Source organism: Vibrio sp. 10N.286.52.C3, assembly GCF_041468865.1.
In the GTDB taxonomy this organism is placed as follows: domain Bacteria; phylum Pseudomonadota; class Gammaproteobacteria; order Enterobacterales; family Vibrionaceae; genus Vibrio; species Vibrio crassostreae_C.
In genome coordinates this window covers 156,539-166,984 of sequence record NZ_JBFRJM010000016.1, presented here as the reverse complement: position 1 = coordinate 166,984, position 10,446 = coordinate 156,539, and the positions used below count along the sequence as shown (strand labels likewise).

At 44.8% G+C, this 10,446-nt stretch carries 10 protein-coding genes; 7 read left to right on the top strand and 3 right to left on the bottom strand.

Going from position 1 to position 10,446, the window contains the following annotated elements:
* Nucleotides 1-98: 98 nt before the first annotated feature.
* On the bottom strand, nt 99-821 hold the full coding sequence (gene nfsA / locus AB4138_RS07185; protein ID WP_086968828.1) for an oxygen-insensitive NADPH nitroreductase: 723 nt from the start codon (nt 819-821) through the stop codon (nt 99-101).
* Nucleotides 822-1,100: 279 nt separating this feature from the next.
* Between nfsA and AB4138_RS07180 the strand changes: the two genes are divergently transcribed.
* The 7 genes from AB4138_RS07180 (at nt 1,101) to AB4138_RS07150 (ending at nt 7,479) form a co-directional block, all read left to right on the top strand.
* Nucleotides 1,101-2,345 (top strand): NADH:flavin oxidoreductase/NADH oxidase family protein, encoded by a 1,245-nt coding sequence (locus AB4138_RS07180; RefSeq protein WP_372305458.1) that lies wholly within the window; start codon nt 1,101-1,103, stop codon nt 2,343-2,345.
* 236 nt (nt 2,346-2,581) lie between these two features.
* Nucleotides 2,582-3,565 (top strand): HAD family phosphatase, encoded by a 984-nt coding sequence (locus AB4138_RS07175; RefSeq protein ID WP_102332358.1) that lies wholly within the window; start codon nt 2,582-2,584, stop codon nt 3,563-3,565.
* Nucleotides 3,566-3,772: 207 nt separating this feature from the next.
* A complete protein-coding gene (locus AB4138_RS07170; RefSeq protein WP_372057865.1) occupies nt 3,773-4,468 on the top strand; it encodes an aspartate/glutamate racemase family protein in 696 nt (231 codons plus the stop codon).
* A gap of 223 nt (nt 4,469-4,691) precedes the next feature.
* Nucleotides 4,692-4,814 carry a hypothetical protein gene (locus AB4138_RS07165; protein WP_258182976.1) on the top strand — a complete coding sequence of 41 codons (123 nt, stop codon included), beginning with the start codon at nt 4,692-4,694 and terminating at the stop codon, nt 4,812-4,814.
* Between the two features lie 199 nt (nt 4,815-5,013).
* A complete protein-coding gene (locus AB4138_RS07160; protein ID WP_372057863.1) occupies nt 5,014-5,886 on the top strand; it encodes a radical SAM protein in 873 nt (290 codons plus the stop codon).
* 267 nt (nt 5,887-6,153) lie between these two features.
* A complete protein-coding gene (locus AB4138_RS07155; RefSeq protein ID WP_065606862.1) occupies nt 6,154-6,390 on the top strand; it encodes a YdcH family protein in 237 nt (78 codons plus the stop codon).
* A gap of 192 nt (nt 6,391-6,582) precedes the next feature.
* Nucleotides 6,583-7,479 carry a LysR family transcriptional regulator gene (locus AB4138_RS07150; protein ID WP_372111738.1) on the top strand — a complete coding sequence of 299 codons (897 nt, stop codon included), beginning with the start codon at nt 6,583-6,585 and terminating at the stop codon, nt 7,477-7,479.
* Between the two features lie 101 nt (nt 7,480-7,580).
* Here AB4138_RS07150 and AB4138_RS07145 read toward each other — a convergent pair whose 3' ends face one another.
* Nucleotides 7,581-8,390 carry an SDR family NAD(P)-dependent oxidoreductase gene (locus tag AB4138_RS07145; RefSeq protein ID WP_372305453.1) on the bottom strand — a complete coding sequence of 270 codons (810 nt, stop codon included), beginning with the start codon at nt 8,388-8,390 and terminating at the stop codon, nt 7,581-7,583.
* 285 nt (nt 8,391-8,675) lie between these two features.
* Nucleotides 8,676-10,235 carry a glycerol-3-phosphate dehydrogenase gene (gene glpD / locus AB4138_RS07140; RefSeq protein ID WP_372137897.1) on the bottom strand — a complete coding sequence of 520 codons (1,560 nt, stop codon included), beginning with the start codon at nt 10,233-10,235 and terminating at the stop codon, nt 8,676-8,678.
* Nucleotides 10,236-10,446: the final 211 nt, after the last annotated feature.

The following is a 10,446-nucleotide window of genomic DNA, read 5'->3' as shown; positions in this document are numbered from 1 at the left end:
CCTCCTCCTACTCGATTGTACTGCTGTTTGCTGTGGTTTGTTGCAAGCTCTTAACGGCTTAACGGCTTAACGGCTTAACGGCTTAACGGCTTAACGGCTTAACGCTTGGTCAGCTGCTTGCTGTTCAAGTAAGGCAGGATATGCGGGCGAGATTCGCCAGACAGCTTTTGCGTGATCTGCTGTGACCAACTGCTCTGTTTTTGGTTGCTTGAACGGCTTGCGTAGTAGCTTTGCATCGAATCATCGTAGCTGGCAATGTCATCTAGGCTCAGCGGTTGGTATTGGTTTTCGTGCATCACCACGTGAGCTGGAAGGCGAGGCTTGACCTCTGGTTGCTGTGCCGGATGACCTAAGCACATCCCAAACAACACGGCGGTATGTTGTGGTAGTTCTAACAGTTCATCGACTTGTTGTGCGCTGTTACGCAGCCCGCCAATGTACACGCCACCTAAACCTAGAGACTCAGCAGCCAACATGCAGTTTTGCGCCATGATGCCAGAATCGACAGCGCCAATCAGGGTCAGTTCAGTAAAGTCGGTTTTCACTTCAGGGTTGATCTGAGCGTGGCGTTGATAGTCGATACAGAACACTAAAAACTCAGCCGCATTCTCAACGTAAGCTTGGTTACCTGCGTATTCAGCTAACAGTTTGCGCTTCTCTTTGTCTGTCACTCTCACGATAGAAACAGCCTGCAGTAAGCTCGATGATGAAGCCGCGAGACCAGCCTGAATAATCACATCAAGTTGTGCTTTTTCAATCGGTTGATTTGTATATTGACGAATGGAGCGGTGCCCCAGAATAGTTTCAATCGTGCTGTTCATAACTCTCAGACAGTCCTTGTGATGATGGCGTAGAGAATCACAATAACGACAATTACCATGAGCGTAAAGGGTGTTCGAGCCTTTCTGGTTGACATATTTCAGCAGCGTCAGCCCAGTTTTTGAGATTCTATTTATAATCGATTAATGTCAGTTGCTATGCCGCTGGCATTTTATTATTGAGTGAAACTTGCTTCGAAATAGGCGTTAAATGCTCAGAACTGTCGGATAAAATAGGGCATACTGGACTGAATGTATAAACCCAAGAAAGTAACCACGCGCATGAATCCAATCTGCCTCAACGACCCTTTTTTTCTTCCTAATGGCCAAGTGATCAAAAATCGCCTGTTCAAATCGGCAATGAGTGAACAGCTAGGTGATAAACATCATAACCCTAAGCAAGGTTTAGTCACGCTTTACCAGCGTTGGGCTCAAGGAGGAATTGGTCTATCCATGACGGGTAACGTGATGGTCGATAGAGGTGCGCTTGGTGAACCTAAAAACGTGGTGTTGGATGAGCACAGTGATTTAAGCGTATTTCGTGAGTGGGCGAGTGCCGGAACACAGAATGGTTCGCAGATATGGATGCAGCTGAATCACCCAGGTAAGCAAATTTCTAAATTCTTATGTGATAGCCCGGTTGCTCCTTCGGCTATCTCTTTAGAGCGTGGATTAGAAAAAGGCTTTAATACGCCACGAGCTCTGACTGAGAAGGAAATAATCGCAATCATTGATAAATTCGCGCTGAGTGCAAAGCTTGCAAAACAAGCGGGTTTTACTGGTGTACAGATTCACGGTGCTCATGGTTATCTTGTCAGTCAGTTTTTGTCTTCGAGACACAATCAACGCCAAGACAAATGGGGTGGGTCACTCGAAAACAGACTTCGTTTCGTGCTTGAGGTTTATCGCGCGATTCGAAAAGAGGTTGGTGAAGATTTCCCTGTCGGAATTAAGCTCAACAGCGCCGACTTCATGAAAGGTGGCTTCACTGAAGAAGAGTCGATGCAGGTTGTGCAAACACTGAGTGATAACGGTATCGACCTGATTGAGATCTCTGGCGGCACCTATGAAAGTCCATCAATGATGGGTTCAAAGAGCAAAGCTGAATCAATCAAGTCCAGCACAGTAAAACGTGAAGCGTATTTTATGGATTACATGGTTAAGGCGAGAAAACTCGTGAGTACACCGCTGGTGGTCACGGGTGGTTTTCGAACCGCGCAAGCAATGAATGAAGCATTAAACACCTCGGCGACCGATTTTATTGGTATTGCGCGAACAATGGCGGTTGATCCTGATTTCCCTAACAAGTTAATTGAAAACCCTAGCCACGGCATGCCACTAACGGTGCCAACCACAGGAAAACCCGCATTAGACAAGGTGGCGATGGTCGGGCTGGTTTGGTATGAACATCAGATGTGGCGCATTGCCTCTGGCAAGAAAGCCGACCCAAAACTAAGCGCACTCGGTGTGGTGGTAAAAACAATTCTCAGCGCTGGCTGGCACGCTTTCAAAAAGCGCAGAGTGTAAGCAGTCATGGATTGATAAAGCAGAACTTTGAGGAATTGAAGTTCTGCTTTTTTGTTTGTCTCCTTTTAAGTTCTCGATAAATACATCGCAGAGCACCCTCAGCCAGCTTAGCTGTGGTACTAATCTAATACCAACATGAGCATTGGTTATAGTGTTCATAAGTGGCAAATCAGAGTAGACCAACTAGGATGAATTGAATTAAACCCTACAATTAATTCAACAACATGGTAGTTGCTATGAAGAAAATAACCCTCTTATCTGTCGCGATCTTATCCAGTCTCTCTTTCTCATCTTTTGCTAAAGATTGTGATCCCAACTTGCTGCCTTCTTGGAAGGACAGCGAGAGCAAATCCGCTATCGTCGACTTTGTTGGGCAAGCCACTAAAGCTGAGTCTGATACGTTCGTGGCAATTGAAGATCGCATTGCCGTGTTCGATAACGACGGTACGCTTTGGTCGGAAAAGCCTTATTACTTCCAATTAGCCTTTGCACTAGATCGTGTAAAAGAGATGGCGCCTGATCACCCTGAATGGAAAACCGAAGCACCGTTTAAGTTTGTACTCGAAGGTGATATTGAGAGCGTTCTGGGCAGCGGTGAAGAAGGGCTATTGAAAATCATCATGGCGACACATTCTGGTATGACTGTTGAGCAATACCAGCAAGACGTTGAGCAATGGCTGACGGTAACAAAAGATAAACGCTTCAACAAAGCCTACACAGACCTTACTTATCAGCCAATGAAAGAGATGCTGACTTACCTGCAAGAGCATGACTTTAAGACTTATATTGTGTCGGGCGGAGGCGTTGATTTCATGAGAGCGTGGGCTCCACAAGCTTATAATATTCCTACAGAGCAAATCATCGGTAGCGCGCTTAAATACAACTACAGCTACAACGATGGTAAGCCAACCGTTACTAAAGACTCGTCCATTTTGACCATTGATGACAAAGCCGGAAAGGTCACTAACATTCAGCATATTATCGGCAAGAAACCTATTCTAGCGGTCGGCAACTCAGACGGTGACCAAGCGATGATGCAATGGGCTACGAGCCAACCCAACTCAATGGCGATGATTGTTCATCACACTGATGCTGAGCGCGAGTGGCAGTACGATCGTGAGTCTCACGTTGGCAAGCTTGATAAAGCGCTAGATGAGGCGAATTCCAGAGAGGATTGGACACTGATCGACATGAAATTAGATTGGTGTGAGGTGTACTAACGCCAAGTATACCCTTGGTCAAAACTTCAAAGGCTCGGATTTTAAATTCGAGCCTTTTTTGTGAGCGGAGGTTTTGGGAATGAACGGTTTGAAAGCAATCGTTTGAAAGGAATAAGGGTTATGGGTTCGCTTTAAGCAAGAACGTACTATAAATTTTCAATGCATGACGGTTTAATCGAGTTAGTCGGAAATTAAAGGAATAGCAAAATGAAAACGATCGGTTTGCTCGGCGGTATGAGTTGGGAGTCGACAGTGAGCTACTACAAATCCATCAACGAGGGCGTTAAAGCCACACTCGGCGGGCTCAATTCTGCAAAGGTTTGTATGTACAGCGTGAACTTCGATGAGATAGAAAAGCTTCAACATCAAGGTCGCTGGGCTGAGACGGCGGATATCTTATCGGACGCGGCTTTATCGGTAGAGAAAGCCGGAGCGGACTTCATCCTGATCTGTACCAATACCATGCATAAGATCGTTCCTGAGATCGAAGAGAAGGTCACGATTCCTATCTTGCACATCGCTGATACCACAGCGCAGAAGTTGCTTGAACAGGGTGTAAAGAAAGTTGGATTACTCGGTACCGCTTTCACCATGGAACAAGATTTCTATAAAGGCCGTCTGACTAACAAATTCGGTATCGATGTGGTGATTCCTGATGAGAGTGACCGAGAGAAAGTCCACAACATCATTTATCAAGAGCTGTGTCGAGGCCAAGTAAAAGAAGAATCTCGAGATGTATACCGTCAAATCATTGAGAAGCTAGGCCAACAAGGTGCAGAAGCCGTTATTCTGGGCTGTACTGAAATCGCCCTCCTGATTCAGCAGCAACACACTGATGTTCCCTTGTTTGATACCACAGCCATTCATGCAGAAGCGGCTGTACGTTTGGCGACGAGTGACTGACTTCTAGTTCTTATTCTTAGTTCCATAGCTGTCCTATTTTCGCTCTTGTACGATTTTCATTCGTTGAAGTGAAAGTTTTTTGTACAAAAGCAGGTCGTTAGTTAAAGAAGCGATGCTTTGTTCATTAACCAAGGCCTTATCGGTAGGTAAGGTTTTAGTTAATGACTGAGGTATCCGCGCTTTTAAGCACTATGCTTTAGTCATGACCGAAAGAGGATTTATTATGAAATGGCTTATCTTATCTGTAACGCTGTTATTCGTGGCAGGATGCCAATCGACGGGGTCTCAAGAAGCACAAGTCGGTGACGACATGAATCGAGTTCATACCCAAGGGTGCAGCAGCTAATCTTCTTTTGTGGAAACACATTTTCAGCTGCTCCGGTAGAGAGTTACCCCTACAAAGCCTTGTGTTGTCACAAGGCTTTTATTTTATACAAAATCTAAAAACTGATTCGACTATATCGCGAATTATCAATGAATACTGGTGTTGATAAACTCTGTTTTATTAAAGCACGCTCTCGTGCTTATAGACCGGAGAAACCAATATGAATTACGAGGGAAAAGTATATCGTCCATGGACAGAGGCGAAGAGCATTCTGATTCAAACCACTTTAGGTTGCAGTATCAACACGTGCACGTTCTGTAATATGTTCAGCGATAAACGATTCAAGGTTTGTGATATTGAGGATGTGTTTAAAGATATCGAAGAAGCTCGCCTGATTTATCCTTATGTTGAATCAATTTTCCTTATCGATGGCAACGTGATGGCCGCCCGCACGGATTATCTCCTTAAGATTTTGGATAAGCTTCGTCATACCTTTCCAGAAAGCAGAAAAGTATCGCTCTATAGTGGTTTGAACGATTTCCGTCGTAAAAGCTTGAGCGAACTTAAAGAGCTTAAAAGTGCCGGTCTCACTATGGCTTATGCGGGGTTGGAGTCAGGCGATGCGGTTGTACTCGACAACATCAAAAAGCGCATGACACCAGAACAAGCGATCGAAGGCATGGAATTAGCCAAAGAAGCCGGCATTGAAACCTTACTTTCGTTTATCTTCGGCCTTGGCGGTCGTGATCGATCACGTGAACATATTGTCGAGACCACAAGATTACTGAATATCATGAAGCCCGAGCAGATAGCGCCAATGGCGTTAGCGATTCAGCCAGGAACCGTGATGGAACAAGAAGTAAAAGATGGCAAGTTCGTTATGCCGACGCAACTTCAGATCTTAGAAGAAGAAAAGTATCTGCTTGAGAATCTAAACATCGACACTTTCTATTGGGGCGACCATGGTAATAACATCGTGACTCAGAAAGGTTTCCTGCTTGATTCAAGAGAGCAATTTTTGGCTAAGGTGAACCATGCGATAGCATCAAACCCAATGGCTAAAGACAGTGTTATTCAGACGTTTGCTTGGTAGCGTTTAGTTAAAAACGATACTTGCAGGCTAAGTAAAAATCGAAAAAAGTATTGTTTTCGAGGCGGGATAATCGCCATAAACCTACTTCCGTTGCTGAGACAATTCAAAATCAGCAAAGCCATTTTCTTGGTGGATGTTGTAAATTTGTGAATCTGAACTGTCTATATTCTAGGCTGTGTACTGGATCTCATTTGTTATTTGAGTCCCTTGCTAAGGTAAATAATGAATGTGTACTACCAATCACTTTACTCAACTTAAGAGGTTTCTATGCTAGGTGAAAATCACTCTCTTGTTCACGAATTTCCTGAAATGAAAGACAAAATTGCTGAGCTTGCTAAAACTGACGATGGCTTTGCAGAAGATATGAAGACATACGACAACCTTGATAAAGAGATTCGTAAACTAGAGCTGAAAGATTCACCCATTGATGACGGCTCGATGCACCAATTGAAACATGATCGTTCTGAGCTTAAAGATTCACTGCATGCTCGTTTAACTGGCTAGTGAGTTGGCAATTTTGCTGACTAGCTAAATGGCGAATTACAGACTTAGACAAAAACTCCTTCGGGAGTTTTTTTTCGTTTTGGCTCAATCACTTCTTCACAATTCAACTGAGTTAATACGTTGTATTGTTATGTTAATGACGCATAATGAGGGTTACTGGTACACGATTTTTAAGATTTTATTGGTAATCTCATGAATATTGAACACCTCAAATTGTTTGTTCGTTTAGCTTCCACACATAACATCAGCATGGCTGGGCAAGAGCTTGGTTTGTCTCCTGCTGTTGCAAGCTCGCACATCAGTAAACTGGAAGACAATTTAGGCGTTCGCTTGGTCCACCGAACCACTCGTAAGGTCTCTTTAACCGAAGAGGGGGAAGCATTCTTACCTCATGCTGAAGAAGTGTTATCGAGCGTGGATGCTGCCAAATCGGCGGTCGGTGTGGGTTGTGATTCTCCAACCGGAACGTTGCGAGTTACCGCATCTGCGTCTTTTGGACGTTTGCATCTTGTTCCTGCCTTACCTGGATTCTTAGAGCGCTACTCTGGGTTAAAAGTCGATCTCAGGCTATCAGATTCGATGGTGGATGTTGTTGAGGGTGGCTTTGATATCGCGATTCGTATCTCGGAGCTGAAAGACTCGACTCTGATTGCCCGAAAACTTGCGACAGACAAGCGTATTGTGTGTGCATCGCCTGATTACTTAATCAAATATGGTAAGCCAGCCACACCTCGAGATCTTAACGATCATCAATGTATTAGCTTAATTGGTTTAGAAAACTGGACCTTCAATGCTGAAAGCGGGCCTAAGACGATTAAGGCATCTGGGTCGTTCAGGGCAGATAACGGGGAAGCACTGCGTGACGCAGCCTCAGGTGGTATGGGGATCACGGTGACATCGAATTGGTGTGCCTATGAACAACTGAAAAGCGGTCAGCTGGTTCAAATATTAGAAGATTACCCATTAACATCAGAGCCTGCAATTTGGGCTGTGTACCCAAGCACAAGGTTACTTGCACCAAAGGTGAGAGCTTTCATTGACTACTTCTCTGAATATTATGGTAATCCACCGTATTGGGAACAAAAGTAGAATCAGATAGATTTAACGAAAAAGCCCTACGTGACTAAGTTATGCGTTAGTCACGTAGGGCTTTTTCTTGGAATCAGAAAATCACTTGAGCATAGCTGTCATTAAGAAAGCGTTGCTTTGATGATCTCTTCAATTTTAGCGACAACTTGTTGTGACTTATCGCCGTAAATCGCATCTGGGTGCGGGTTAGCAAACGTGTTGTTGTCGTTATCAAAGTATTGACCGCCTGCTTGTGCGAACTCATCAGACAATGATGCGCGAACCAGAATATCAGAACCGATGCTTAGGTCGCCGCCTGCAATGCCATAAGCGTCTTTCACCATCTTGCTGCCTAGTAACGAAGCTGGGTTGACAGCAACCACCATTGGCCCCGTAGAGCCTAACTCTTTTGCCATCTCACGAGTCCACATAGTGATCGCAAGCTTGCTTTGTGCGTAAGCGTCACCATCAGACATTGGTTTCTTACCTTCTAGCGCTTCGATGTTCACTGCTGCTTGCGCTGCCGACGATAAGTTCACCACACGGCTCGATGAATTCAATACTGGCAACAGGCGTCTGGTCAGGTGATACGGCGATACTGTGTTCACAGCAAAACGAACATCTAAACCGTCTTTGGTGATTGGGTTTGGAGTATTGAACACACCCGCGTTGTTGATCAGTACATCAATCTTCTCGTGCTCGGCAATCACCTCGTCAGCCAGCGCATCAACATCTGCCAGAATGGACAGATCGGCCACGTAGCTTTGGATCTTCGCTTCCGTAGAGAGAGCGATAAGTTGCTGCTCAACGTCTTTAAGTTTGCTTGGGTTACGTCCATGCAATAAAACGTGGTGACCTTGTTGAACAAGTACTTTTGCCGTTTCGAAGCCGATACCATCGGTAGAGCCTGTGATCAGAATAACTTTTTGCATGGAATAGATTCCTTATTAAAGCGCTGACATGGTGAGCGTTTTTAAATGTGTCGTTTCATTGAGGTAAAGAATAGCAACCTTTTATGAAGTTGATAATCAACCGGATTAATAAAACACTATTTAGTTTTTGTTGAAAATGGGGGAGTGAACAAAGCCTCAGTCCGTGCGAAGGAGACGATCAATCGAGTTCTTAGGTCGGAATAGCAGGCAATAAAAAAGCTTAGCGCGGGGGACGCTAAGCTTCGTTGTTAAGTATGTTCTTGAACCATGCTTAGGCTGGTGGGGTTAGCCTACTTGAGAAAAGCTCACTACCTTGCTTTGTAGTTTCTCTTTCAGGTAATCCGTCACCGCTTGCTGCTCGGATTCGCTCATGTATAAGCCAAGTTTGGTTCTGCGCCACAAGATGTCTTCGTCAGTCATCGCCATCTCTTCATTAATCAAGTAATCGATTTCAACTTGATAAACGCCATGGGCTTCGCTTGAGAACTGGATGCCAAGGTCAGCTTCGCTATTTGCGCCTTCCAATAGTTTCCATGTGTAAGTACCAAATTGAGTCACGTAGCGAAGTAATAACGCTTCAGATGCCCAAGGGTATTTCGTGTGGATCATCTTCGCAAGCTGCTCTCTGCTGCAACTAAAGTTACCGCCTGGAAGCGTGTCGTTCGCTGTCCATGGTGCGCCCATGTTGGTTAGGTGTGGCTCAAGCTTATTAAGTGCCGCTTCGCCGAGCTTACGATAAGTGGTCAACTTGCCACCGAAGATCGAAAGCAGTGGTGCTTGATCAAGCTCTGCGTCCAATTCCAATGTGTAGTCTCGAGTGATCGCTTGTGGTGAATCTGATTCGTCGTCACAAAGTGGTCTTACGCCACTGTATGTCCAAACCACATCTTCACGACCAAGCTGTTTAACAAAGTGTTGGTTAACAATATCAATCAAGTAATCCACTTCGACATCATCAATTGCAACGTTGCGTGGGTCGCCTTTGTATTCAAGATCGGTAGTACCGATGATCGAGAACTTATCTAGGTAAGGGATCATGAACACAATGCGATTATCTTTGTTTTGCAGAATGTACGCTTGTGGTTCGTCATGAATGCGTGGCACAACAATGTGCGAGCCTTTGATCAGACGAATATTACGAGGCGAAGCCTGCTCTAATCCATCATCAAAGAACTGTTTAACCCAAGGACCAGCAGCGTTAACAAGCGCTTTTGCTTTGCGTTCAAAGCGTTGGTTTGTCATCACATCAAGGATCGTCACATGCCAAATACCACCTTCGCGGTGCGCTTTTTCAACACGGCAGTAGTTACGTACTTCTGCGTTGTTTTCTTTCGCCGCCAACACGTTCAGCAATACCATACGCGCATCATCTACCCAGCAGTCTGAGTATTCGAAACCTGTTTTCATTTCTGGTTTAAGCAAACCTGATTGAGCCAAGTTCACCGTTTTACTTCCAGGAAGCGTCGTACGTTTACCTAAGTTATCGTAAAGGAATAGGCCACAGCGAATCATCCAAGCTGGGCGTAAAAATGGTCGATGAGGTAAACGGAAACGCATTGGCTGAGCAACGTGAGGCGCTTTTCTTAACAAGACTTCACGTTCAGCGAGTGCTTCCGAAACCAAACGAAATTCGTAATGTTCAAGGTAGCGTAGCCCACCGTGGATAAGCTTTGAGCTAGCAGAAGACGTCGCAGACGCGAAATCATTTGCTTCGTATAAGCCAACGTTTAGACCACGACCTGCTGCATCTGCCGCGATGCCTGCACCATTGATGCCGCCGCCAATCACGATCAAGTCTAAAGTGGAAGATGTACTGTTGTTTGAATTATTTTGTTGAGCACTCATGGTTTTGACCTCTTTCTGAGCGAACGAGCATTTTAGAACATAATTGAATCCTATATGAACTTTCGTTTGCGGTCATTTATTATTTTCGTTTATGCGCGTTTTATGTGATTTGCGCATAAAAAAACCTTCGCTTATGACAGCGAAGGTTCCAAATAACTCTCATTCGAGCATAGAAGTGATATTAATCATGTTCAAGTGCGACTTTCCAAGT

What these genes read in the sequence shown, in the direction of transcription:
- nfsA (WP_086968828.1), bottom strand. Translation starts at nt 821, where the DNA reads ATGAACAGCACGATTGAAACTATTCTGGGGCACCGCTCCATTCGTCAA.
- AB4138_RS07180 (WP_372305458.1), top strand. Translation starts at nt 1,101, where the DNA reads ATGAATCCAATCTGCCTCAACGACCCTTTTTTTCTTCCTAATGGCCAA.
- AB4138_RS07175 (WP_102332358.1), top strand. Translation starts at nt 2,582, where the DNA reads ATGAAGAAAATAACCCTCTTATCTGTCGCGATCTTATCCAGTCTCTCT.
- AB4138_RS07170 (WP_372057865.1), top strand. Translation starts at nt 3,773, where the DNA reads ATGAAAACGATCGGTTTGCTCGGCGGTATGAGTTGGGAGTCGACAGTG.
- AB4138_RS07165 (WP_258182976.1), top strand. Translation starts at nt 4,692, where the DNA reads ATGAAATGGCTTATCTTATCTGTAACGCTGTTATTCGTGGCAGGATGC.
- AB4138_RS07160 (WP_372057863.1), top strand. Translation starts at nt 5,014, where the DNA reads ATGAATTACGAGGGAAAAGTATATCGTCCATGGACAGAGGCGAAGAGC.
- AB4138_RS07155 (WP_065606862.1), top strand. Translation starts at nt 6,154, where the DNA reads ATGCTAGGTGAAAATCACTCTCTTGTTCACGAATTTCCTGAAATGAAA.
- AB4138_RS07150 (WP_372111738.1), top strand. Translation starts at nt 6,583, where the DNA reads ATGAATATTGAACACCTCAAATTGTTTGTTCGTTTAGCTTCCACACAT.
- AB4138_RS07145 (WP_372305453.1), bottom strand. Translation starts at nt 8,390, where the DNA reads ATGCAAAAAGTTATTCTGATCACAGGCTCTACCGATGGTATCGGCTTC.
- glpD (WP_372137897.1), bottom strand. Translation starts at nt 10,235, where the DNA reads ATGAGTGCTCAACAAAATAATTCAAACAACAGTACATCTTCCACTTTA.